At 64.1% G+C, this 22,829-nt stretch carries 20 protein-coding genes and 3 tRNA genes; 17 read left to right on the forward strand and 6 right to left on the reverse strand.

Features of this window, described 5'->3' with window-relative positions; all coding sequences use genetic code 11:
- Positions 1-34: 34 nt before the first annotated feature.
- Positions 35-829, forward strand: a complete 795-nt coding sequence (locus tag ACHAA4_RS05480; protein WP_435773183.1) for a LytR/AlgR family response regulator transcription factor — start codon at positions 35-37, stop codon at positions 827-829.
- A 45-nt stretch (positions 830-874) separates the two neighbouring features.
- On the opposite strand, the gene ACHAA4_RS05485 is transcribed toward ACHAA4_RS05480, so the two are convergent.
- On the reverse strand, positions 875-1,594 hold the full coding sequence (locus tag ACHAA4_RS05485; RefSeq protein ID WP_435773184.1) for a hypothetical protein: 720 nt from the start codon (positions 1,592-1,594) through the stop codon (positions 875-877).
- Between the two features lie 234 nt (positions 1,595-1,828).
- Between ACHAA4_RS05485 and ACHAA4_RS05490 the strand changes: the two genes are divergently transcribed.
- Positions 1,829-2,659: an aldo/keto reductase gene (locus ACHAA4_RS05490; protein WP_435773185.1), complete on the forward strand. Its 831-nt coding sequence runs from the start codon at positions 1,829-1,831 to the stop codon at positions 2,657-2,659.
- A gap of 123 nt (positions 2,660-2,782) precedes the next feature.
- Here the strand turns inward: ACHAA4_RS05490 and ACHAA4_RS05495 are convergent, their stop codons facing one another.
- Positions 2,783-4,882, reverse strand: coding sequence for a BCCT family transporter (locus tag ACHAA4_RS05495; protein WP_435773186.1), 2,100 nt, complete (start codon positions 4,880-4,882; stop codon positions 2,783-2,785).
- 444 nt (positions 4,883-5,326) lie between these two features.
- On the opposite strand from ACHAA4_RS05495, the gene ACHAA4_RS05500 reads away from it, so the two are divergent.
- The 4 genes from ACHAA4_RS05500 to ACHAA4_RS05515 all read left to right on the forward strand — a co-directional run bounded on the left by ACHAA4_RS05500 (position 5,327) and on the right by ACHAA4_RS05515 (position 9,962).
- Complete coding sequence (locus ACHAA4_RS05500) at positions 5,327-6,574, forward strand: endonuclease/exonuclease/phosphatase family protein (protein ID WP_435773187.1); 1,248 nt, start codon at positions 5,327-5,329, stop codon at positions 6,572-6,574.
- Between the two features lie 42 nt (positions 6,575-6,616).
- Entirely contained in the window at positions 6,617-7,573 is a 957-nt protein-coding gene (locus ACHAA4_RS05505; RefSeq protein ID WP_435773188.1) for a hypothetical protein, read from the forward strand.
- Positions 7,574-7,684: 111 nt separating this feature from the next.
- Positions 7,685-8,716, forward strand: a complete 1,032-nt coding sequence (locus tag ACHAA4_RS05510; RefSeq protein WP_435773189.1) for a glycerophosphodiester phosphodiesterase — start codon at positions 7,685-7,687, stop codon at positions 8,714-8,716.
- A 79-nt stretch (positions 8,717-8,795) separates the two neighbouring features.
- A complete protein-coding gene (locus tag ACHAA4_RS05515) occupies positions 8,796-9,962 on the forward strand; it encodes a universal stress protein (RefSeq protein ID WP_435773190.1) in 1,167 nt (388 codons plus the stop codon).
- Positions 9,963-10,114: 152 nt separating this feature from the next.
- Here the strand turns inward: ACHAA4_RS05515 and ACHAA4_RS05520 are convergent, their stop codons facing one another.
- Both ACHAA4_RS05520 and ACHAA4_RS05525 read right to left on the reverse strand, forming a co-directional pair.
- Entirely contained in the window at positions 10,115-12,103 is a 1,989-nt protein-coding gene (locus tag ACHAA4_RS05520; protein ID WP_435773191.1) for a C40 family peptidase, read from the reverse strand.
- A 449-nt stretch (positions 12,104-12,552) separates the two neighbouring features.
- Entirely contained in the window at positions 12,553-12,918 is a 366-nt protein-coding gene (locus ACHAA4_RS05525) for a metallopeptidase family protein (RefSeq protein WP_435773192.1), read from the reverse strand.
- Positions 12,919-13,034: 116 nt separating this feature from the next.
- On the opposite strand from ACHAA4_RS05525, the gene ACHAA4_RS05530 reads away from it, so the two are divergent.
- The 3 genes from ACHAA4_RS05530 to ACHAA4_RS05540 all read left to right on the forward strand — a co-directional run bounded on the left by ACHAA4_RS05530 (position 13,035) and on the right by ACHAA4_RS05540 (position 13,440).
- Positions 13,035-13,107: transfer RNA gene (locus ACHAA4_RS05530), tRNA-Glu, on the forward strand.
- A gap of 124 nt (positions 13,108-13,231) precedes the next feature.
- Positions 13,232-13,305: transfer RNA gene (locus ACHAA4_RS05535), tRNA-Asp, on the forward strand.
- A 62-nt stretch (positions 13,306-13,367) separates the two neighbouring features.
- Positions 13,368-13,440: transfer RNA gene (locus ACHAA4_RS05540), tRNA-Phe, on the forward strand.
- 111 nt (positions 13,441-13,551) lie between these two features.
- Here ACHAA4_RS05540 and ACHAA4_RS05545 read toward each other — a convergent pair.
- Both ACHAA4_RS05545 and ACHAA4_RS05550 read right to left on the reverse strand, forming a co-directional pair.
- Entirely contained in the window at positions 13,552-14,682 is a 1,131-nt protein-coding gene (locus ACHAA4_RS05545; RefSeq protein ID WP_435773193.1) for a site-specific integrase, read from the reverse strand.
- Positions 14,683-14,740: 58 nt separating this feature from the next.
- Positions 14,741-15,601, reverse strand: coding sequence for a hypothetical protein (locus ACHAA4_RS05550; RefSeq protein ID WP_435773194.1), 861 nt, complete (start codon positions 15,599-15,601; stop codon positions 14,741-14,743).
- A gap of 78 nt (positions 15,602-15,679) precedes the next feature.
- Here ACHAA4_RS05550 and ACHAA4_RS05555 point away from each other — a divergent pair, with 78 nt between their 5' ends.
- From ACHAA4_RS05555 to ACHAA4_RS05590, 8 genes are all read left to right on the forward strand, one after another.
- Positions 15,680-15,907 (forward strand): helix-turn-helix transcriptional regulator, encoded by a 228-nt coding sequence (locus ACHAA4_RS05555; RefSeq protein WP_435773195.1) that lies wholly within the window; start codon positions 15,680-15,682, stop codon positions 15,905-15,907.
- Positions 15,908-16,043: 136 nt separating this feature from the next.
- Positions 16,044-17,855 (forward strand): AICE element replication initiation protein, encoded by a 1,812-nt coding sequence (locus tag ACHAA4_RS05560; RefSeq protein WP_435773196.1) that lies wholly within the window; start codon positions 16,044-16,046, stop codon positions 17,853-17,855.
- 128 nt (positions 17,856-17,983) lie between these two features.
- Positions 17,984-18,223, forward strand: coding sequence for a hypothetical protein (locus ACHAA4_RS05565; protein ID WP_435773197.1), 240 nt, complete (start codon positions 17,984-17,986; stop codon positions 18,221-18,223).
- Positions 18,216-18,548 carry a hypothetical protein gene (locus tag ACHAA4_RS05570; RefSeq protein ID WP_435773198.1) on the forward strand — a complete coding sequence of 111 codons (333 nt, stop codon included), beginning with the start codon at positions 18,216-18,218 and terminating at the stop codon, positions 18,546-18,548. The genes ACHAA4_RS05565 and ACHAA4_RS05570 overlap by 8 nt, the downstream gene beginning before the upstream one ends.
- Positions 18,549-18,868: 320 nt before the next feature.
- Positions 18,869-20,335 carry a cytochrome P450 family protein gene (locus ACHAA4_RS05575; protein ID WP_435773199.1) on the forward strand — a complete coding sequence of 489 codons (1,467 nt, stop codon included), beginning with the start codon at positions 18,869-18,871 and terminating at the stop codon, positions 20,333-20,335.
- A 330-nt stretch (positions 20,336-20,665) separates the two neighbouring features.
- A complete protein-coding gene (locus ACHAA4_RS05580) occupies positions 20,666-20,878 on the forward strand; it encodes a hypothetical protein (protein ID WP_435773200.1) in 213 nt (70 codons plus the stop codon).
- A 23-nt stretch (positions 20,879-20,901) separates the two neighbouring features.
- On the forward strand, positions 20,902-21,246 hold the full coding sequence (locus ACHAA4_RS05585; RefSeq protein ID WP_435773201.1) for a helix-turn-helix transcriptional regulator: 345 nt from the start codon (positions 20,902-20,904) through the stop codon (positions 21,244-21,246).
- A gap of 836 nt (positions 21,247-22,082) precedes the next feature.
- Positions 22,083-22,718, forward strand: a complete 636-nt coding sequence (locus ACHAA4_RS05590; RefSeq protein WP_435773202.1) for an AAA family ATPase — start codon at positions 22,083-22,085, stop codon at positions 22,716-22,718.
- The last annotated feature ends 111 nt before the right edge of the window (positions 22,719-22,829 follow it).

Here is a 22,829-nt window from a genome sequence, read left to right on the forward strand (position 1 = left end):
ACATATACCTGGACATTCCCCCTATACTGTGTGAATGCACCCACGCGCTCTGATCGTGGACGACGAGGCTCCTGCCCGTGAGGAACTGCGGTTCCTGCTCGAGGAGATCGGCGGCGTCCAGGTGGTGGGAGAAGCCACCAATGGCGAAGAGGCGCTCCTGCTGCTGAACTCCCTGGCCTATGACCTCGTCTTCCTCGACATCCGCATGCCCGGGCTCACCGGGCTTCAGGTCGCGCAGCGGCTGCACAGTGCCCCTGGCCCCGACGGTGCGCGCCGCCCCCAGGTCATCTTCACCACGGCCTATCCAGATCACGCCGTAGAGGCCTTCGACCTCGCCGCCGCGGACTACCTGGTGAAGCCGTTCTCCGCCGATCGGCTTCAGCGCTCGGTCCAGCGGGCGCTCGCCGGAGCCGAAGGTGCCGCGTCAGCGCCGGCCGCCGCATCCCCGACTCCCGCAGAGCCTGCCATCAACACACCCGCGGCTCGAGAGGCTCAGCAGCTGGTGCGGATACCGGTGCAGAAGGACGGCAGGACCGTGCTCGTGGACGGCGATGCCATCGTCTACGCGGTCGCGGCCCGCGGCTACGCCTCGCTGAAGCTCACCGATGACCGGGTGCTGGTGTCCTTTTCGCTCAACGAGCTCGAACGCCGGCTCCAGGGCCACTTCTTCCGGGTGCACCGCTCGTACCTGGTGAATCTGCGCTACGTCCGGGAACTGGTTCCCGATTTCCGGGGCGCTCTGGTCCTGGTGCTCAATGATCGTCAGCGCAGCCGCGTGGAGGTCTCGCGTCGGCATGCCCCTGAGCTCCGCCGTCGCCTCGGGGTGTAGCCGCCGGGGCACAGCGAGTCAGGGTCTGGCCGCTCGCAGTCGCTTCTAGCTGCGTGGGCGATCCTCGGGAAGCTCCTGCGGCATCGGTGTGGTCGGCTGGGTTTGCTGCGGACGAGGCTCGGAGCTGGGTGTCGAGCGCGGCGGCGTGGCGGGCTGCGTCGGGGCCTCGGGGGTCCGGTCGGTGCCGCGAGGGGGGTCGCCCAGCTGTCGGCTCTGCTGGCCCTTAGCCGGGGAGTCCTTCGCGGCGGCGGTATCCCGAGCAGTTGATTCGCGGGTCACCTCGGGGCGTTTTGACCCGGGGCGCTTAGACTCAGAACGCTTGGACTCAGGGTGCTTGGACTGAGGTCGCCCGGACTCAGCGGGGGTGGGCTGGGTCCCCGGCTGGCGTCCCCAGGCCTTGATGCAGCCCAGCACCACATAGGCGATGAGCAGTGCCAGCGCGAGCAGCCCGTGCAGGATCATGGTGGCGGTTGCGCCGGCGGCGTCCTGGTTGGTGAAGGCCAGCACGAACATCCCGATGCTGTGCACGATGGTCAGCTCCATCAGCCCGGGGTAGGCCCGCGGGCGCCAGGCGACCAGCGCGAAGAGGCCGGCGAAGACGATGAGTCCGAAGGCGTGCCAGGCGTCTGAGAGGAACGTCTCGGGGGTGGACAGCTGCAGCTGGGCCAGCGACCAGCCGGCGAAGCCTGCCGCGCCCAGGGCCGAGACGATCAGCAGGGTGCGCCCAGTTGCTCGGCGTCGTGATGCGGTGACCTCTGCGGTCATGATGGGTCCTCTGTGGTCGGTGCCGGGGAGGCGCACCGTGGCCGGCACGCCTTGATGATTCCAGCTTAGGCCTGCCGGGTGCGGCTGACCAGTGAGGACGTACTTGCGCGGCGCGGAGGCTGGGTATGCCCACGCCGGTGCCCGTCCATGGAATGATCTCGACTGTTGCGTGGTTCACACAACGAGAGGGCAAGGCTGCCCTCAGACATGTATGCAGGATGAGAGAGGTCGCCGATGGCTACTGTTCCCACAATCACACTCAACGATGGGGCCACGATCCCCCAGCTCGGCTTCGGGGTCTGGCAGGTCCCGGCGGACGACGCCGAGACGGTCGTCGCTGAAGCGCTGAAGGTCGGATACCGGCATATCGACAATGCCGCCGTCTACGGCAACGAAGAGGGCGTGGGACGCGCCATCGCCGCGTCCGGCATCCCCCGCGAGGAGCTTTTCATCACCACCAAGGTGTGGGTCAGCGATTTCAAGGCCGGCAAGACCAGGCAGGCGCTGCGCACGTCGTTGGAGAAGCTGGGTCTGGACTACGTGGACCTGTACCTGATCCATTGGCCATCACCGGCCGACGAGGCCTACCTCGATGCGTGGAAGGAGATGGAGGAGATGCAGGCCGAAGGTCTGATCCGCAGCATCGGCGTCTCCAACTTCCTGCCCGAGCATCTTGAGCGCGTGGCCGAGGCCGGCACCGTCATTCCTGCGATCAACCAGGTGGAGATCCACCCGGCGCTGCAGCAGCGCGACTGCCAGGAGGCCAACGAGAAGCACGGCATCGCGACGCAGGCCTGGAGCCCGCTCGCTCAGGGTGCCGTCTTCGAGGACGCGCCCGTGGTGGCCGCAGCGGAGGCGCACGGCGTGACCCCGGCGCAGGTCGTCATCCGCTGGCACCTGCAGCGCGGACGCATCCTGTTCCCGAAGTCGGTGACCCCGGAGCGGATCGCCTCGAACTTCGACGTCTTCGGCTTCGAGCTCAGCGAAGCCGAGCTCGAAGCCATCGACGGGCTCGAGCGCGACGGTCGCACCGGACCCAACCCGGGGGAGTTCAACCCCTCCTGATCCTTCCGATCCCCGGCTGATCTACAGTCGAGGAGATGACAAGAGCGGGGCCCCAGTCCACGGACTGGGGCCCCGCTCTTGTCTCAATGGATCAGATCGGGTGAGATCCGATCCCGCGGCGCATCAGCGCTGCGGGTGCTCATCCGATGCAGTCGGAGGAGTCGGCTCGTGCTCGGCGCTGACTGCCTCGTCATAGATCTGCTCGGATTCCCACTGCTGACCGGTGGCGGACTCCGCGAACTCGGGAGTCTCGAACACCTCATCAGCGATCGGATCGTTGAACGCGACGCCCTCGTCCCAGCCGATGGTGCCCGTCTCAGGGTTGACCATGGTGGAGTGGGCCGGCACGTCCTGGATCGCGAACACCATGTCGTCGGAGTCGAACGGTGTGGAGATCGCCGACTCCTTCGAGCTGGGCTTGTCCAGGCCTGCGAGGGTGGCGGAGGTGCCGCCCAGGAAGCCCTTCAGCGCACTGCGCTGACCGGTGAGGATCGACCGCAGATTTCGGTGGACCCCGGGATCCGAGTCTCCGCCGCCGGCGGCGCTGCGTGCGGTGTCGACCAGGGCAGACTTGCTCGCCGTCGGTCGGATGCGCACGTAGCGCGGCATCGTGGCGGTCTCGTAGTTGAACATCCGCACCTGTGCGATGACAGCCAGCACCATCACGATCGACAGCGGAGCCGCCGCCGCGATGGAGGCGACCTGCAGCACGCGCAGGGAGGCGTCGGCGGCCTCGCCGCCGCCGGCTGCCAGCAGCACGACGGCGGTGACAGCGATGAACAGAGTCCAGAAGACCCGGGTCAGCTTAGGGGTGTCGGTGCGTCCGCCGTAGGCGAGCACATCGGTGACCAGCGAGCCGGAGTCTCCGGAGGTGATGAAGAAGATCGCGATCACGACGATGGCGACCACTGCCGTGATCGAGGCCAGCGGAAGCTGTTCGAGCAGGGTGAAAGTGGCGCCGACGGTGTCGATGCTGCCGTCCTCGCCGACCATGACGCCCTCGGTCATCTGGTACCAGATGCCGGAGGAGCCGAAGATGGTGAACCAGATCAGGCCGACCAGGGTCGGTGCCAGCAGCACGCCCATGACGAACTGACGGATGGTGCGTCCGCGGGAGATCCGCGCGATGAACATGCCCACGAAGGGTGCCCAGCTCATCCACCAGCCCCAGTAGTAGATGGTCCAGTCAGCGGACCATCCACCCTCGTCGCCGCCGACGTAGCTTGCGCCGCTCTCGAACATCAGCTGTGGGAAGGCCATCAGGTATTCCCCGAGGTTGCCCACGAAGGACTGCAGCAGGAACAGCGTCGGACCGGCGATCAGCACGAACAGCGCCAACAGCGCGGCGAGGACCATATTGAAGTTCGACAGCCACTTGAGTCCTTTGTTCACCCCGCTGATCACCGAGAAGGTCGCGATGGCCATGATGACGACCACGATCACCGTCAGCAGCACGGTGTTGGCCGGGTCCTCGATCCAGCCCATGAAGCCCAGCCCGGCAGCGATCTGCTGCGTGCCGATGCCCAGTGAGGTGACGATGCCGAAGACGGTGCCCACAATGGCAACCACGTCGATGATGTGGCCGACCCAGGACTCGATGAGCTTGCGACCGAAGATCGGCTCCAGCAGCCAGCGGATGGAGAGCGGACGACCGCGTCGGAATGTCATGTAGGCCAGGCCCAGTCCGATGACGACGTAGATGGCCCAGGCGTGGAGTCCCCAGTGGAAGACCGACTGGCCCATGGCGGTACCCGCCAGGGCGGACTCAGAGGCTGAGACGGCCTCGCCGCTGGCGTCGACGCCAGCCGTACCGGTGACCTCCGGTGGTGCGATGAAGTGCCACAGCGGCTCGGCCACGCCCCAGAAGACGAGTCCGATGCCCATGCCTGCGGCGAAGAGCATGGTGAACCAGGAGCCGAGCGAGAATTCAGGCTTCTCGTCGTCGCGGCCCAGGCGGATGTTGCCGGCTTTGGAGGCTCCCGCCCAGAGGGCGAAGACCACGAAGCCGGTGGCGATCAGTGCGTACCACCAGCCGATGGTGTTCACGATGGTGGAGTTCAGCGTCTCGAACGCATCGGCACCGTTCTCGGCGCCCCAGATGGTGGCGAAGATCAGGCCGGTAACGATGATGAGCACCGCCGGAATGAATACGGGCTTGTTCAGGCCGCGCCAGGCGTCAGCCGGCGACCAGTCCCGTAGTCGAGCTTCGGGTTGCGAAGCCATGAAGTCCTCCTCAGTCAGGTGAGAGTGTTCTCTAGTTATGTGCAAGGTGGTTCAGTGTGCAGCCATCAATTCATCCCAGACACAGAAAAAGACGACGCCGGCTCCGTGGTCGCTGCGGCGGGGCTAATTCCCTGCGTTGTCGCGACCGTTGGCAGAGTTCTGCGTCGTCGTCAGAGGTGTCGTGGCACTCTCGAATTACAAGGCGTCCGTCTACTATTTACACACCCGATGGTCTTATAATGCAACTGCTGCGGGCCTGGGGAGACTGTTGTCACCCCCGATGACTGCGCCGAGGACGACCGGCCCGCGCGGCAGGCCGAGTATTACGCCTTGGTAACTGTTTCCCCGAGTCTAGTTCTGGGCTTGGCACGGCCCAGGGTCAGCATTACGGTGTAACCCATGCCCAATGGCCAGCAACGATCTGCGCTGCGGGCCAGAGGATCGATGCGCAGCGGATTCACAGGCTGCCTCGTGGCCGGTCTCATGGTGGCCGGATCTTCCGGCGCGCACGCCGCGACCACCACCAGCAGCCTCTCCTTCTATCCGACCCCGGGACAACCCGTCGTGGCGCCTGATTCTGAGGAATCGACCACGACCGTGGAGAAGTCCGCAGGCGATATCCGGGTGGCCACTCTGCATGCAGAGATCAGCGGAGACTCTCCAGTGGAGATTCTGGAGGACCTGGGCGGTGGAATGCACCCGGAGGCACGCGTGTTGGCCGAGACCGTGCAGGTCAACGCCCCCGACGTGCTTGTGCTGACCGGACTCAGCTACGACGAGCAGCAGCAGATCGCAGCCACTGTCAACGACGAGTATCTCGCCCGCGGACAGAACGGCCAGACAGGCATCGAGTACTCCCATGTCTATTCTGCGCCGACGAACTCCGGGATCGAGTCGGGCGCTGACCTGGACGGCGACGGCCGTGTCGGCGGCCCCGACGATGCGCTCGGCTACGGCCGGTATCCCGGCGAGCGAGGAATGGCAGTCTTCTCCACCTACCCCATCGCCGAGGATGAGGTGCGCACCTTCCAGGAGTTCCTCTGGCAGGACATGCCGGAGAATTCCATCCCGGAGGACGAGTTCTCGGATCTCGAGAGATCGGTGCTGCGACTCCCCGGCACCAGCCTGTGGGACATTCCGCTGGAGGTGCCCTGGGAGACCGACCACGTCCACCTCGTGGCGACTGACCTCAACAGCCCTCCCGGTCCCACCGAGACGGACATCGCCCGTAGCGAGGATCAGCGACGGATGCTTGCGGACTTCGTCTCCGGAACGTCCTGGTACCTCTATGACGACGACGGCGCGTATGGCGGCCTCGGATCACGCGACTCGTTCGTGGTCGCGGGCAGCCTCGCCGACGCGCAGGAGCTGCAGAACTGGCCCGATGAGCAGGTTCCCGAGCTCTCCTCGCTGTTGGAGGGCGACACCATCCAGGATCCAGGCCCGGAGGCGGTCACCGAAGAGCCGCTTCCGCAGCGACGCGACGTGAGCACCGACCCCCAGGCCACCCGCGGTCTGACCAGCGGCACCGCCGTCCGGTCCTCCTATGTGCTTCCCGCCGCCGCACTCGACATCGACCGCTCGGGGGTCTTCTGGCCCGCCGAGGGCGAGTTCGGCTACAAGCTCGTCGACCCCGCTGACCCAGCCTCCCCGACCGGACGGCTCGTCTGGCTGGACATCGCCGGGAGCTGAATCGCTCACCTGCTGCTCAGGGTCACGCCCTAGACTGGGACCATGAAGAAGTCTTCTGCGAACGGGAACATCATGCGTACTGCGGCCTCAGGCTTCTTCACCCAGCAGACCGTGTCAATGGTCAAAGGCCACGCCTTCGACGACTCCGGCAAGCTGACCCCGCGGGCCGAGAGCTGGCTGACCCGTGCGGTCACCGTCCAGCGACCGTTGGTGCTGGCCAACCTGCGTCGGCTGCGCAAGGCCCATCCGAGTTTCTCGAATCGCGAGCTCGCGGCACAGCTGGACAAAGACTTCACCCGCGCGATGACCGGCGGAGGTGCCCTGATCGGTGCCACGGCCGCGGTCCCCGCCGTCGGAACCGTGACCTCATTGGGACTCTCCGCTGCGGCCACCGGCAGCTTCCTGGAAGCCTGCGCGCTCTACGCGCAGTCCGTCGCCGAGCTCTCCGGGATCAGCACCGCAGACCCCGAGCGGGCGAAGCTGCTCGTGATGGGCGTGATGCTCGGGGATCAGGGCCGCCAGCTCCTCGGGGAGCTCTCCCAGCAGGCGGGGGGCAAAGGTGCCGGACCGTTCTCCTCCCTGGTCCCGATGAACACCTCCGCCGGATCCTCGGGGGTCTCGGGACTGGTCGTCAACCAGATCAAGCGGCAGTTCGTGCGCCGATTCTTCATCCGCTCAGGCACCTCGATGCTTGCTCGCGCCATCCCCTTCGGCATCGGCATGGTCGTCGGTGGGGCCGCGAACCACCGTCTGGCGAGCCAGATCGTGAAGTCCGCGCACAAGACCTTCGGAAAGCTGCCCGAACAGACTCCAGAGTCGCTGGTGACGGATATGAAGCGGGCGCTGGAGCGCGAACGGCTGCGCGCCGAGCGCAAGGAGCGCCGTGGACGCAAACGCGAGATCCTCGCCCAGCGTGGACCGCAGAAACGCCCAGAGGACAAGCCCGCAGCGAAGACGCTGCACGCCACCGACAGCCCGACCGAGGCGCCCCGGCGCTGAACAGCGTCCGCCCAGCACGAGGTGATTCACTCCATGTTCACGAAGGCTTCTCCGATTGTGCCCCCCGACCGTCGTGCCCTGTTGTCCCTCTAGGCGCACCCTGGATCTGTGATGTCAGAACTTGCTCAGAACCGAGAGCCCGCAGGGTCGCTCCGCCTGGCCCCACCGGTCAGCCTCGAGATGACCACGTTGCACGCCCCCTCGCCGGCAGACCCGCTGGACCTCGGTGAGACGGCGTCCCGCAGCGGTCGACGTGCCAGGATCTTCGCCCACCGGGGAGCCTCTGGGATGTTTCCGGAGCACACCCGGGCGGCATACCGCCGGGCCATCGAGGAAGGCGCAGACGGACTCGAGATCGATCTGCATCTGACCTCCGACGGCGAGCCGGTCTGCTTCCATGACGCCACGGTGGACCGCACCAGCAACGGCACCGGCTCGGTGGCCGACCTGAGCCTGGCCCACATGCGCACCCTCGATGTCACCAGCTGGAAGACTCCGAAGCTGCCTGGCGACTACGGCGCCGGCAATGCGCAGCTGATGACGCTCGCTGACGTGTTGGAGCTGATGATCGACGCCGGCCGTGACCTCGAGCTCGCCGTCGAGTTGAAGCACCCGTCTCCGTTCGGGGATCTGTTGGAGACCAAGGTGCTGCGGACGTTGCTTCGCTTCGGATGGGACCCGGAGACGTCGGTGATCCCCGCCGGTGAATTCGGCCAGCACGCCGTGACCGTGTCCTTCATGAGCTTCTACCCCGGGTCGCTGCTCTACCTGGCCGATATGGTCGCCCCGGACAAGCTCTGTGCGCTGGTCAGCTCGGTCACCGAGGTGCAGGTGCAGAAGCGGCTGGAGCGCATGCCGCTGGCGATCGCGGTGCGACCCGTGGTGGCCGCCGTGATGCGCGGAACGCTTCGGGATTCGGAGGCGCTGATCTGGAACGGGCGGGTCGGAATCGCCGGTCCTGGCCTCGCCTATGTCAAGGATCACCGCGCTGAGATCAAGGCCTGGGTGGCACGCGGGTCTCGGCTCCGAGTGTGGACCGTGGATGACCCGCAGGATGCCGCTCTGCTCATCGACATCGGGGTCCAGGAGATCACGACGAACCACCCGGCCCGTCTGCTCCAGGCGGTCACCCCCGGCGGTTGAGCCGGGGAGCGGGTGTCTCATCAGGCATGGAGCGATATCATGGGCGCAAGTTGACCGCTTAGGCCACCAGGAGCTCACCATGAACCCCGCACCGCACCGTGAATCTCCAGACAGCGCCTCCCTGCGGAGCGGCTGGTCCTCACGCCCTCCCGCCTCAGCGGAGTCTCCGCGCCCGGCCGGTTCGGCACGCGGCAGGACCCGCGGCGTCGTCGTCGGCGTGGACGGTTCCGAGCAGTCCCTGCGCGCCGCGCACTGGGCTGCGGCCGAGGCCCATCGCCGGCAGCTGCTGCTGACCGTGGTCACCGCCTATTCGATCCCGGCCTTCGCCGCCTCCTCGATGGACGGCGGCTACGCGCTGATGGATGATTCGGCGCTGCGTCAGGGCTCGGAGAAGGTCGTCGAGCAGGCCGCTGAGTTCCTCCGGGACTACCCAGGGGAGGTCCGCTACGAGGTTGAGTCGGGGGACCCCGCCGGAGTCCTGCTGGATTACTCCCACGACGCGGTGGTCCTCGTCGTCGGCAGCCGCGGCAGGGGAGGGTTCCTCGGCCGGCTGCTCGGGTCGGTGTCCTCCGCGCTTCCGGCCCATGCCAAGTGCCCGACCGTCCTTGTGCCGCTGAAGTTCTCCTCCAAGGAGTCCAACGCGGTCACCACGGCCACCGGCGCCATCCCGATCATCGGCGGGCCCTCCCAGCCGGGAAGCGCGTCGGGGCAGCCCGGCAGTGCCGCACCGTCGGTCATCGCCGAAGGCGCACCCCCGATCCGGGCCAAGGATTCGCGTCCCGTGGCGGCAGGGGTGGATGGATCCGACTTCGGTCGCGTCGCCGCGCTGGTGGCTGCCCGGGAGGCCAGCGAGCGCGGCACCAGCCTGCGCATCGTGTGTGCCCTGCCCCCGGTGGGCGCGACGCTGGTCTGGATCCCGACCAACATCGACAACGACGCCGCGCTCAAGGAGCTGCGCGAGAAGCTCGAAGCGGGTCGGCTCTGGCTGCACAGCCACTACCCGGATCTGCAGATCGACGCCGAGGTGATCGACGGCACCGCTGTGGACGTGCTCGTCCAGGAGACCCGCGGCGCGCAGCTGACCGTGATCGGCACACGGGGCCGCGGAGGCTTCGCGGGAATGCTCCTCGGTTCAACCTCCCAGGGTGTCCTGCATCATGCTGAGGGGCCGCTGATGGTGGTTCCGGAGAGCGAAGACTCCCGCCTGGAGAACCGTCCGGAGTTCGGACCGGTGCTCGGAGACTGAGGCGCTCCAGGCCCAGAATTCATCCAGACATAGCGAAATGAGGGCTCCCGGTGTCCGACGCCGGGAGCCCTCATCATCTTGCACTCATCTCGCCGCCCTACCGCGAGCGGGAGAATTCAGTGAGAAGCTGTTCAGTCATACGTGCGCTGAACTCAGATCATCCGTCGAACAGCTGACGGGGTCTGGTAGACCGACCGCACGGTGATCCCGCGCGAGGGGTTGGAGGCATCGACCATCTGGCCGTTGCCCAGATAGATGCCCACGTGGCCCGGTGCCGTGGCGCTGCCGAAGAAGACCAGGTCTCCGCGGCGCATGTCGCCTACAGATACTGCCTGTCCCTCGTTGACCTGGCTGAACGTGGTGCGGCTCAGGCTGACGCCGGCCTGACCGAAGGCCTGCTGGATCAGCGAGGAGCAGTCGAAGGCATCCGGCCCGTTGGCGCCCAACACGTAGCTGACGTCGCCGCGGTTGGCCTGTGCGACCGCCCAGTTGATCGCGATCTCGGCGCCGTTCGAGCTGCTGCTGGCCGGGACCACGGTCGCGGACTGCGGCTGGCTCTGCGTCGGGGCAGGGGCCTGGATGCGTTCCGGGGCAGGAGCCGTTGCCTGAGTGCGCTCCGGGGCGGATGCCTGGGCCCGGATGGGCTCTGGCTCCAGCTCTGGTTCGGGCTCTGGTTCGGGCTCCGGTTCGACCTGTGCCGCGAGGTAGTCCACGTGCCAGCGCAGCTTGTTCCAGGAGGCGTTGCCGTCCGCATTGGTCAGTGCACCGTTGCTCAGCACCGCTCGGTAGTAGTCCTGAGCTCCTCCGCTGAAGGAGGACTCGAGCTCGGCACCCTGACGCATCAGCGACTGCATGCTGGTGCTGAGATCGCCGAATGAGGCGATCGCCGGCTCCGGAGCGGGCGTAGGCTGTGGCTCCTCGGAAGGTGCGGCTTCCCCGTCCGCACCTTCCAAGGACGTCACGTCATCGGCTGCCGCGGCTTGCGCGGCGGCGACCTCTTCAGCCTGGGCTGCTTCGGCGGCTGCTGCCTGCGCGGCGGCCTGCTCGGCGGCTGCGTCTTCCTCTGCTTCGGCGGCCTGTGCTGCGGCCTCTTCAGCGGCAGCTGCGGCTTCAGCTTCCGCGGCCTCTTCAGTCTCCGCGGCCTCGGCGGCAGCGGCGGCTTCAGCTTCCGCGGCCTCTTCGGCCTCGGCGGCTGCGGCCTCTTCAGCCGCTTCGGCGGCCTGTGCTGCTGCTTCTTCTGCGGCAGCTGCTTCCTCAGCAGCCTCGGCGTCGGCTGCCTGTTCAGCGGCTTCCTCAGCGGCCTCGGCCTCGGCTGCCTCTTCAGCGGCTTCGTCGGTGATGCGGGCCTGTTCGGCATCCGCGCGCAGCGCGGTGATCCGGAACGTGAGCTGCTCGTGATCGACTTCGCCGTTCTCGTCGATGAAGTCACTGTTGCCGAGGACCTGTTCGAAGAAGCTCTGCAGATCACCTTCCCAGCCCTCGAGCTCCATCAGGTTCTCGAGCAGCCCCTGGAGCGTCTCGCCGACCTGTTCCACGTCGTTGCGCGTGGTCTCGGTGGCGCGATCCGCGTTCTCCTCAGCCTCTGCGGCGCTGGTGGAGTTCTGGCGCGCCTGCTCCGCGAGGCTCTCGGCCTCGGCGGCCTCCTGCTCGGCAGTCACGGCGCCCAGCTCAGCCTGTTCTTCGAGCTGGGCATCAGTCGCGGCGTCGGCCAGACTGTCCTCTTCGGTGAGCAGGACCTCTGCGGCCGAGGCCTCAGGCTCCTGATACTCCTCAACGGCGGCGGCCTGGGTCTCTTCAGCGGCGGTGCGCGCTTCATCAGCTTCGGCTGCCGCCTCATCGGCATCGACCTGGGCCTGGACGGCTGCCTGGTGCTGTTCCTGCATCGAGGTCTCCAGCTCAAGAGCTCGCTGGCTGGCCTGCGAGATCCGGTCAGCGATCTCGTCGATCATCTGCTCGGTGGCCTGGGACGAGTCCCGGGCGGTTGAGATTTCTTTGGCGGAGGGAACCGCGGGGAGTTCAGTCAGAGTGACTGAGTTCTTATCATTCTGTTCGACGGCAGTGGCGGCCCGGTCGGCCACCAGGTCGGGGAGAGTTGTCCCGACCAGCGCTGTCGTCACGACGGCGGCAGTGACTGCGGCCACCGCAAAATTGCGACGGTATTTCACTGTGGATGATCCTCACTTAGTCCTCACTTGGGAAGCGCCGCAACCCGTCTCACGGGGCAGATCTGATTGCGGGTGCGAGGCCCCTGAGCACACAGGACGGAACGGAAGAGGGAGAGGTTGAAAGCTCTCCATCCCGCGTGATCGTCGTGTGATTCAGAGGCCGAAGCGAGGTAATGGGAACCGCAATTTCGAGTCTTCGGCGCTACGTCGGCAACAATAGATGCGGGATTGTCATAGTGGCAATAGGCCCGTGTCGTTTCTGTTACCTATCTCCGATGACTACTTCCCCGTCATTCCGGGGATGTAGCGGCCCAAAGCGAAAGGCTCAACCTTCAAGTAGGTTGAAGGTTGAGCCTCCCAACCATTGTGATGGAACTGTGTTATTGCGCTTTTCATCGCCCTCATTTATCGAGGACCTGTCGCATTCAGCCCCAGCCCAGCCGATGCAGAGTCTCGTCGTCGATGCCGAAGAAGTGGGCGACCTCATGGATCACGGTGATGGTGACCTGGTCGATCACTTCCTCGCGGCTGTGGCACATCTGAAGAATCGAGTCCTTATACAGCGTGATGCGATCTGGCATGGACCAGCCCTCCCCGCCACGCTCGGTCAGCGGGATGCCCTCGTAGAGTCCCAGCAGCACCGTAGAGGGGTCTTCCCACGGCTGCGGCTCGTATCGGTCCTCGACGAAGACCGCAACGTTCTCGAGCTGGCCGGCCAGATCCGCGGGAATGCTGTCCAGGGCCTCCGTGGTGGCGGCGTCGAAATCCTCATCGCTCATAGGAAATGCCATGGCTTCATCCTAGGTAAGCGGGACCGGGACGCGGGCCCGGGACGCGGGCCCGGGAGTTCGGATTTGCTCTGAGGGGGTGCTGGACCTAAACTTCTAGAGGTTCCCACCAGGGATCGGCCCCCATCGTCTAGCGGCCTAGGACACCGCCCTTTCACGGCGGCGGCACGGGTTCGAATCCCGTTGGGGGTACTCCGGTGAAACGGAGTCTGTGGTGATGAGCCGCGGATCATGGTTTGAATCTCACGTACGTGTGATTTGGCCAGAATGAGTGAGACTGGTAAAGTTTCTCTCCGTGCCAATCGGCACAAAGTAAGGCCCTGTAGCGCAGTTGGTTAGCGCGCCGCCCTGTCACGGCGGAGGTCGCGGGTTCAAGTCCCGTCAGGGTCGCTTCACTCTCTGTACAGAGAATCTGGTCGGAGAGCGAGTCGTCGCTCAGTTCGGCGAACTATGGCTCTGTAGCTCAGTTGGTAGAGCGTTCGACTGAAAATCGAAAGGTCACCGGATCGACGCCGGTCGGAGCCACCTTTACCCGGCAACGGGATAGAAAACCCCTGGATATCCAGGGGTTTTCTTGTGTCTGGGGCCCGGACCAGAAGTACTTTCAGTCAGCCGTTCCGTATAAATCCCGTAAATTCAAATCAGTCCAACGAGCTGTTTCTCCATGACTCTGGCTGCTTCCGTCGCCCCCTTCACGGTGTTCATGTATACGTCCTGGGTCATGGATGGGTTCTCATGGCCCAAGTAGTCGGCGATATCGGTCGCGGAGAGCCCTGCCTTGTCGAGGATCGTCGCAACGGTCTTCCTGAACGAGTGAGTGGAGAGCTCGGGGTAACCCAAGAGGTCACGTCGATCTCGGACCTCGCGCTGGGTGTTCGACGGATCTCGCAGTCTCATCTGAGGCGTCGGGAACAGCAGGGTCGTATCGCGCTTGAGTCGCTCGTGACGTCTGCGGAGCAGATCCACGGTGGGCTGAGGCAGGGGTGTGGTGCGGCCAGACTTCGTTGTCTTGGGGAACTCCTGACGGATCACACCTTGTCCCTTGACCCGAACGTTGATGGCCTCCACCGTGGCCGTGCCGGCGGCGAAGTTCACCGACTTCACATCCAAGGCGCAGACTTCGGCCACGCGCCAGCCAGACGACAGCATAAAGTCGATCAGTTCCGCCGTGTCCCAGGCGAGCAAGCTTGAGTCGGCGTGCACCTTCTCCAGGAACGTGGGGAGCTCGCCGATGGGGATCGCCGAACTGCCCTTCTTCTTGCGCTGCGTGATGCGCTCAAGCTCTCGAACGGGATTATGGGTGATGGCACCGTTTCGCACCGCTAGGCCCATCATCCCGCTCAGTGTCGATCGACAGTTCTTCGCAGCTCCAGGCCCAGACTCCTTCTCGACGCGAGTCAGGAACCTTTGAAGCCGCTCCGGGTTGGCCTCAGCAATGCTGAGATCGCCTATCTTCTTCGAGATATGGGCGTCCACAGCGTAGCTGTAGGTTTCCAGCGTGCCTTCTGATCTCCCCAGGTCTCGCTTACTGACCAAGAACTTCTTCCCCAGCGCGCGCAGGTTCGTGATGGCCTTCAACTCACTGCCCGTTTCGGGCTCTATGGTCAGGAGCGCAGCCTTCAATGCTGCGGTCGCCCGTGAGCGGCTCGTGCCCCATCGTTCGATCTGTTGGTTCTTACCGTTCGAGAACCGATAGTAGGTGCGGGCCCGGTATTGCTTGGCGCGTATTGGCTTGCCTTCTTGGGTGCGCTGGAGGTTGTCGTCCACGACTTTCTGTGGGATCTCTACCCGGATCTCTCCGTAGGTGCCGATTGGGGTGCGCGGCCTAGGCATTGTGCCCCCTGTGGCTTCTTATCTCCCGAATGAGAGCACGGGTTGCAGCGCCCCGCTTCTGAGGCGACGCGTCTTGGCCTACACGGGCGATCGATTCTTGCTCCAACGACCGACCGTAAAGGGTCCAGGCCCACAACTTCAGCTCCAGCGGGTCTATCTTCAACGCTTCGGCAGCACGTGTTTCGGCCAAGCTCGGCGGTTGATCGTCAAAGAGCTCCTGTGGCTCCCCTGGTCCCCGTGGCTCCTCTGGTTCCTCAGGTGGTTCGGGGGGCTGTAGACGGTCTTCCCATAGTGCCTCTTGGACAGCCGCGTCATCAATATGACTCAAGTTCCTGTCGTGGACTTCGTCCGACTGGCGGAAGGACTCTGCTTCTTCTTGCTCAGTCATCCCACTGCGTTGCCGCGCCGCCCCGGTCCTGTCGTGAACTCGGTTCGGTTGGCCGAAGGCCTCTGCTTCTTCTTGCTCAGTGATCTCACTTCGTAGTCGGGCTGCCTCGGCCCTGTCGTTGAAGTCAAGTTCAATGGCGCTTCCGGCCATGACCTCGGCCAACCACGCACGCGTGACAGGAAGAGATTTATCCGCCCCGAGGGAGATGGAACTACCTTCGCCCGTGAGCTCGGAAAGGGTGAGGCTTTTGCCCGTGAGCTTCCTGAGTGACAACGCCAGCGTGATCAGGGTTGGGACCGTCAGAGCGGCCTTGCCCGCTTCGATGTTCCTGATGCTGGCGACGCCCCAGCGGGCACCGTACTTGTGCCCTGCTCTGGCGACGGCCTCGAGCGTCAGACGATTTTCTTTTCGATAGGCGCGAAGGAACGAACCGACTGCTTCTGGGTAACTCTGTATGTCAGGCACTTTAACAAGTTACCAGATCAGACAAAACGATGCTACGGTTTACAGGTAACTGAATCTGGCAAAACGAAAGGAATGATCATGGCCACTATCAGCTCCATCGCCAACACCCCGGCCATTCCGGGGATCGCAGTGAGGCCGTTACTGACTGCGGAAGACCTCGCGAAGCTGTTCTCGTGCTCGGTATCAAGCATCTACGGAAGGCGGTCTAGGGGTGAGCCGCTGCCGCCCGCCATCAAGTTCGGCAACGCGGTGAGGTGGCGGCAGGAAGCCGTCGACGCCTGGTTGACCGAGCAGGGGGAGGCCTGACCAGTCCCCGAACCCAAGGTCCTTCGTTGATGTCGGCATCGGACCGCAAGAGCGAAGAGAAGTCGTCCAAGAAAGTATGTGGCCCCGCGGCAGCTGATGACTACCCGGGGCCCTGAGTGGAATTGAGATCCGCACTATGACCAGTATCGAACAGACTGAGAGCGACAGCAAGACCGACGAACCCGGGAGTGGCTCGGAGAAGAAGAAGGGGAAGTCGATCCCTCAGCAGCTCATCGAGCTCGCCCTCCACCAATATCACTTCGGTATGGACACCAGCGGCAAGCCGTTCGGTGTCCCCAAGGGTCGCCATGTGGCGAGGCCGCTGCTTGGGGGGCGGAGGTCCGTACGGCAGGAGCTGGCGGGCCTCTTCTACCGCGTCAAGGGGATCACGGCGTCGCGGAAGGCTCTGACCGAGGCGATGGACGTCTTGGGCTTCGAGGCAGAAGCTCAGGGCGAGCCTGTTGAGCTCTTCCTGCGTGCCGCCCGGACCAGTGATGACGAGATCTACGTTGACATGGGGAACCAGGAGGAGTGGGTTCTCCGGATTACCGCCGAGGCCTGGGAAATCCTTGATGGCGATGCCGAAGTCCCCGTGCTGTTCCGCCGCACGAACCTCACACATGCCCTGCCGCTGCCAGAGCCTGGTGGCGACCTCGATCAGCTGTGGAGCTTCGTCAACGTGCGCAGTGATGCCGATCGACAGCTGATCAAGGGCTGGCTCGTGGCAACCTACGCGCTGGTGGGAATGCCGTGTCCGTTGCTCGCCCTTCTGGGTGAGCAGGGCACGGCGAAGACCAGCAGTGCTCGCCGTGTCTTTGCCCTGTTCGACCCGACGGCGGCCTCGGTGCGGCGCCCGCCTTCCGACGCGGATCGTCTGCTGCACTCCGGGGCACACTCCCGCGGGGTCATCTACGACAACCTGTCTGCCATCCCGCCGTGGCTTTCCGACGGGATGTGTCGGTTTGTCACGGGAGAGGGTGACGTGGACCGGGCTCTCTACACCGACGACGATGCCAGAGTTATCCAGCTTCAGGGGGTTATGGGCTACACCACCATCGATGTCGGAGCACTCAACGCTGACCTGGCGGAACGTACGCTCTGGGCGAACCTCGAGGTCATTCCGCCCTCAGCCCGACGGTCTGAACGGGAACTCAATGCCGCGTGGGCAGACGCCTACCCGTCCATGCTTGGTGGCCTCCTTGACCAGGTCGTATTGGTTCTGCAGGAGCTGCCGGGAGTGCAGCTGGCGGAGCGGCCTCGTATGGCCGACTTTGCGGAGGTGCTGGCAGCCCTCGACCTCGCCACTGCCTCAAACAGTCTGAGTCACTACACGAGCGCCCAGGCGACTGTCGCCTCGGAGATCGTCGGTACCGACAAGTTCCTGACTGCGGTTACCGAGACCATCTCCGCCCGGTGGGTGGGAACCGGCAAAGAGCTGCTCGAGCTCCTCCCACGTCCCGTGGACTACAAGTTTTGGCCTGAGCCCAGGGGTATGGCAGGAAAGCTGCGTCGTGTCGCACCAGACCTCCGCAAGGCTGGATGGCACGTGGAACAGGTGGTCCCGGACCCAGCGAGCAAGCGGGCAAAGACTTGGATCCTCGTTCCACCGAACGTGGGCATCTCCGACGCTGATGTCATCGGCACGCAGTTGGCCTTCGAGGAACACGACCGCGATGTCCAGTCATGGGTGGCGCGTGTCCTCACCGCGGGCGCCGCACCCGCGTGTGCCGAGTTCCATGCCGAGTCTGAACGCCTCGGCATCGGAAACAGCCTTTGCCAGGCGAACGGCTGCCAGTTCCCGGGTTCGCAGATCAAGCCTGAATGGTCGATGTTCCGCGCACGAACAAAGGCCATCGATGACCGCCTCGAGGCGGAAATGGCCCGGACCGGACTCGACCGCAATGCGGTTGATCTACTGGTCGCCAAGCGATCTCAGAGTACTCCGTGACCGAAGTCAGCGACTGCTCCAGAGGAGGTCCGAATGGATCCTTGATCTCCACACCGCGCTGAACGCCGTGACCTACCCATCCAGCACATATGAATGCCGACGCGAGAGCCCGGCAGAGGAGAGACCTCATGGAACGCAACACCCTCGCAGATATCGCAATGAACCGCCTCAAAGTGAACCTCGTCCGCGCCGAGGATCACGCGGGTGCACATGACTTCTACGTAGAAGACCGGGGCCCCGACTGGGAATGTGACTCTGGGTCCTGCAGCCACCGCGACTGTCTGACGGAGCGGGATGTCGATATCGCCGCCATGGATGAGTATGGGTGTCACGTAGACCCGGCCCGGGGGTACAGGTCCAATGCCTGAATCACTGGAACAGATGGAGGTCAAGCGTCGTCAGCTCGACCGCCAGATCAGGGCGGCCAAGCGCGCGAAGGCCAAGGCCGAAGCTCAGGCGCTGGTGTCCGCGCGTCAGTCCCTCGGAGTTTGGCTCTCGGAGTCGGTTGGTGCGGACACTGAGGAGGCCGTCCAGCGGTTGAAGCTCGCACTGGACTCGGATCAGGTACGCAAGCACCTTGCGTGGCAGATCAGTACCCAGCGCACGGACACTTCAGTGCCGGCCGTGGATGACCAGGCGGCAGAATCTTCGGACACTTCCGAAGGTGAGTCCGTTCCCCCTGGGCCCGTGTAGCGCGGACACTCCGGTCTTCTTCAGCGCGGCGCTGCTGGGCTGAAGCAGACCTCTCCGTAAGAGTCGCCGCAACGTTGGACAGAGCATCGCTCTGGACGAGGTTGCGGCGACTCTTACCTCGGGCCGAAGGCCCACCCCCGGAGGGCCCCGGACAAACGCGCAGCGTTTGTCTTTACGGGGCTAAATACATTCCGGTCTCGAAGGGCAGCGAAGCCGGGACCCACGAGACAGGAATGTGCGTCACCTCGGTATTGGGAGAAGCGAAGCAGAGGCTCCCATTACCGAGGTGACGATTGGCTCAGAGAGTGGAAAGTGCACAGATGAATGGAACCACAGGACGTGCGGGTGGCAATATCCGGCATCTCCAGCACAAAGGGACCAAGGGCACGGGCAACACCCGCGAGGACCGTGCCTCGCTGCTCCATGAGTCCATGCGAGAACTGGACGATGAAGCGGTGCAGACCCACGCCAGGCTGAATCCGAATATCGTTCCGGCTGATTCGCATCTCAACGTCGCCATGGTCAACAACGGAGACGGCACCTTCCGTCGCCCCAAGTCCATCGAAGAGGTGCTGGACTATGGAGACTCAAGGATCGACAACGTCTACCGGAAGTGGAAGCCGAACTCTTTCGAGACCACGCTCGTTGTGGTGCATCTGCCCAAGACGATGTGCGACGAGGTGCCGAACTATTACCCCCTTCTGGACAAGGTGACTGGCCAGCCGGTGATCGACGAGGAGACCGGGGAACCAAAGCTGCGCAGCCGCTGGGTGGCGAAGAACCGCAGTGACGCAATCGCCTACTTTGATGAGGTCCTGGCCTACTACGGCTCGGACGTGCTCACCGGAGGCATCGACGCCATCCACGGATACGACATCAACTTCGATGAGTCCACGCCACACATCCAGATCATGGCCGACACCCTGGCCCCGGACCCGAAGCACGACGGGAACCTCCGAGTCGACGCTTCGCGGATGTGGGATGTCCATCGTGATGTCACCGTGGACAAGTTCGATGCGACCACCGGGCAGCCGGTCATCGATGAGAAGACCGGTGAGGTTGTTCAGGTTCTGGAGCAGCGTCGGGCGAAGATGTCGCGCTATCAGCGCGGGCTGCGCGAGCACATGGTCGCAAAGGGTTACCCGGTGGAGCACGACTTCGATCCCGAGCGTCACCTCTCAGGCCTGGGCAAGGATGAGTACACCGAGGTCATGGATTCTCGACGGGTCGTCGAGACGCAGACTGCGGCCCTCAAACTGCAGGAGAGCGATCTCGATAGTCGGCAAACCGGGTTGGAGGATTATCAGGCACGGTTGGATGAGTACCGGGACAAGGTTGTAGCCGGGGACCAGCGACTGAGAGATTCCATCGACATCGTCGAAGACGAGAAAGCTCGGGTCGCGAAACGATCAACTCACCTCGATGAGCGAGAGCAAGACGTCGCCCAGATGGAGCTAAAGACCGGTGCGGCGTCTCAGCAGATCTCGGTGGAGCTGGAGTTGGTCAGGCAAGTTCGATCCGCTCTGAAACACCAGCGAGAGGCCCTGGAGGAGCGTGAAGCGACGATCGCGGAGCGCGAGGGGATCATCGAAGATGTGACCACGTTTCTCGATGCGATGAAGAGTCCGGCGGGGGAGACGCTACGTCAGCGCTTCGACCGATTCCTTGAGGAGCGTCGACAGCAACGCCTGAACAAGAACGAGGCCGCACAGGCTTACGTCAGGGCGAAGGCTCGGCACTGGGCTGAGCCGGAACCTCGCAGTGATGGGCCGCAACTCGGCGGTTGAGTCGTCTGGGCCGGGACCTCATGCGAAGTCTCACGCAACCTAAGGATGGCTAGTTTGGCTGGAAACTGGCGCAGGTCAGTAACAGGGCAGTAGAGGTTTCAGTGCTCGGCTGACCCTTCACGGATGTACACCCCTGCGCCAGGCCTCGCCCCGGCCGTCAAGGTAAGCTGGCTCCTGGGCCTCGTCACACTGGGCAGAGTCGAGAGTTACATCTCGGGCCGGTGAGTTCCTCCAGTTCGAGTCACATCACCGTTTCGGATACTGCTGGAAACTTTAGAGCTGCTCTCGTGCACTCTTTCTTGTCGGGTCGGCCCGCGCGATACTGATCTGGTGGAGAGACCCGAGAACCCCACCGAACGATGGCTGGCCATGAGCGAGCTGCGCCGGCACATCCTGTCTGCGCAGGTCACTGTCGCGTTGAATGAGCAGCTGGGCCGACCCAGCCCGGGCACCGTGCGGGAGCCGGCCGAGATGAAGGCCCCTACCAGTGCGACCTGGCACATGCTCAGTACGGGCCAGAGCTTCCTCGGGTGCAGGCGCTGAAATTGTTGCATCGAGACATCCTCATGGCTGAGATCAGAGTGGCTCTGGACGAGTCTCTGGGGCACACCACCCCGGGTCCCGTGCTGCGCCTGGCCGGCTTGGAACTTCTTGACCGGGATGAGTTCGAGCGTGCGCGTGCTTACGACGAGGCCAACATTCCGCAGGAAGACGCCGTGGAACCCTCGACACATCTGATCCATCCAGGGGTGGTCCTGCTGGAGGAGTTCATCGAGCCCCTCGGGCTGGCACCGGAGCAGGTGGCCGAAGAGCTCGGTCGCAACCCGGCGCAGTTCACCTCGATCACTCAGGGCGCCCAAGACATCACCGCTCAGGTGGCCAAGCTGCTCGCGCAGCGCTTCGATCTCTGAGCGCTTCTGGACGAACCTCCAAGCGACGTATGACCTCGCACTGGCGACAGATAGCTGATCTACCTGCCTGGGACGCACCTAGCGTCCGGGCACGTCCGCAGATGGCCACTGGCCCGCGCAGCACTCCCTCGACAGTGCCCATCAGGATCACCGGTGCCGGCGGCTCGTGGAGGGTGCAATTCGGCGAAGCCCGGCGCAGAAGCCCGAGATCTCGCACCACTACCTCGATGAGGCGTCGTTGGTGTCTGGCCTTGAGCGCGTCGAGTGGTGGCCAATGAGCGTCCAAGAAGCCCATGGGTTCCAGGCGAAGAGGGTCTCGAGCGTCACCACCGTGTGGCGCGCGACGATCACTATCTCTCTGGCCCCCGTGACCGATCCCTCCGGCAATCGGATGAACGAGATCTCTGCTCAGCGCGAGCTTCCGTGTGAGCAGCGGTCTCTCAGCAACCTCGATGCGCGTCAGCTGCTCGTCGACGCCGAGGCATCGGCCTCAGCGGTGCGCACCGCTCGGGCCTGCGGCTCAGGTGAGGCAACAATTCGTAGTGGGCGTCCCACGTGGCGGACGTGCCCACGCGTGGCCGACCCGTCGCCCATGACCGCATTTCTGCTGTCCAGACGCTTGTAGGGACGACTTGCGACTGATCGCGGATCTGACCGATAGCCGCTCGTTGCCTAGATACTCGTTCGACACGCCCGGACTTCCGGGTGGATCTCGGCTACATCAGCGAATCAGAGGTTCTGGTAAACCAGCAGGACCAAAGAAGGCAAATTTGTTTCGAATCGAGCGTGCAAATTGGGTGCATCCTGAGGGAGCGCCGTTGCGCTAGTTTGAGCGGATGATCCTTACCGTTGGAAACCTCAAGGGTGGCGTGGGAAAAACCATGATCACAATGAACCTAGCCATCGACTTGCAGAAGCGCGGTTACAAACCTGCGGTTGTGGACGCAGATATAACGTTGGGGACCGCTCGACGCTGGGGCGAAGACCGAGTCATTGCAGGGCTCCCGCCGATTCCAACGTACACAGGTGACGGCTTCCTGTCACGCACACTTAAGCACCTCAGAACGAGCAACGATTACGTGCTTCTCGATGTTTCGGTAGGGGATCCCGCGGAGATCCGAGAAGGGTTCCTGGCGTCGAACTTGCTATTAGTTCCTACTGCCGCACACCAGAACGATTTGGATGCTCTCGAGCCACTGCAACGCCAGGTGGAGAGAGCTTGGCGCTTCAACCCGAAGCTGTCTGTGATCGTCGTCCTCAATCGTGTGGCAACGGACTGTGTCCACTCCCATGTCCAGGATTTCAAGACCTATCTCCGCGACTTCCCCAACTTTCGGCTCGCAGAAACCGTTTTGCCCGACTCCTCGGTGTGGACCGAAGCGAGGACCGCAGGGAAAGGAGTGGTTGAGACTGAAAGCGAGGCGGGAACCGCGATGCAGCAACTCACATCTGAGGTAATTGCGAAGGGCTAAAGAAGCCACCGGCTGCTACCGCCATTCAGGCGTCATTGGGGGCTACGTACATCCACTCCGCCTACCTGCCGGCTTAGTTCCGTGGCAATCGGGATAGACCTCGTTGGTCGC

The organism is Nesterenkonia maliinae, assembly GCF_051262655.1.
Classification (GTDB): domain Bacteria; phylum Actinomycetota; class Actinomycetes; order Actinomycetales; family Micrococcaceae; genus Nesterenkonia.

Bases quoted from the DNA above. Each gene is read 5' to 3' on its own strand.
- ACHAA4_RS05500 (WP_435773187.1), top strand. From the start codon at position 5,327: ATGCGCAGCGGATTCACAGGCTGCCTCGTGGCCGGTCTCATGGTGGCC.
- ACHAA4_RS05510 (WP_435773189.1), top strand. From the start codon at position 7,685: ATGTCAGAACTTGCTCAGAACCGAGAGCCCGCAGGGTCGCTCCGCCTG.
- ACHAA4_RS05480 (WP_435773183.1), top strand. From the start codon at position 35: ATGCACCCACGCGCTCTGATCGTGGACGACGAGGCTCCTGCCCGTGAG.
- ACHAA4_RS05495 (WP_435773186.1), bottom strand. From the start codon at position 4,882: ATGGCTTCGCAACCCGAAGCTCGACTACGGGACTGGTCGCCGGCTGAC.
- ACHAA4_RS05585 (WP_435773201.1), top strand. From the start codon at position 20,902: ATGGCTGAGATCAGAGTGGCTCTGGACGAGTCTCTGGGGCACACCACC.
- ACHAA4_RS05560 (WP_435773196.1), top strand. From the start codon at position 16,044: ATGACCAGTATCGAACAGACTGAGAGCGACAGCAAGACCGACGAACCC.
- ACHAA4_RS05490 (WP_435773185.1), top strand. From the start codon at position 1,829: ATGGCTACTGTTCCCACAATCACACTCAACGATGGGGCCACGATCCCC.
- ACHAA4_RS05565 (WP_435773197.1), top strand. From the start codon at position 17,984: ATGGAACGCAACACCCTCGCAGATATCGCAATGAACCGCCTCAAAGTG.
- ACHAA4_RS05575 (WP_435773199.1), top strand. From the start codon at position 18,869: ATGAATGGAACCACAGGACGTGCGGGTGGCAATATCCGGCATCTCCAG.
- ACHAA4_RS05505 (WP_435773188.1), top strand. From the start codon at position 6,617: ATGAAGAAGTCTTCTGCGAACGGGAACATCATGCGTACTGCGGCCTCA.
- ACHAA4_RS05555 (WP_435773195.1), top strand. From the start codon at position 15,680: ATGGCCACTATCAGCTCCATCGCCAACACCCCGGCCATTCCGGGGATC.
- ACHAA4_RS05485 (WP_435773184.1), bottom strand. From the start codon at position 1,594: ATGACCGCAGAGGTCACCGCATCACGACGCCGAGCAACTGGGCGCACC.
- ACHAA4_RS05515 (WP_435773190.1), top strand. From the start codon at position 8,796: ATGAACCCCGCACCGCACCGTGAATCTCCAGACAGCGCCTCCCTGCGG.
- ACHAA4_RS05525 (WP_435773192.1), bottom strand. From the start codon at position 12,918: ATGGCATTTCCTATGAGCGATGAGGATTTCGACGCCGCCACCACGGAG.
- ACHAA4_RS05590 (WP_435773202.1), top strand. From the start codon at position 22,083: ATGATCCTTACCGTTGGAAACCTCAAGGGTGGCGTGGGAAAAACCATG.
- ACHAA4_RS05570 (WP_435773198.1), top strand. From the start codon at position 18,216: ATGCCTGAATCACTGGAACAGATGGAGGTCAAGCGTCGTCAGCTCGAC.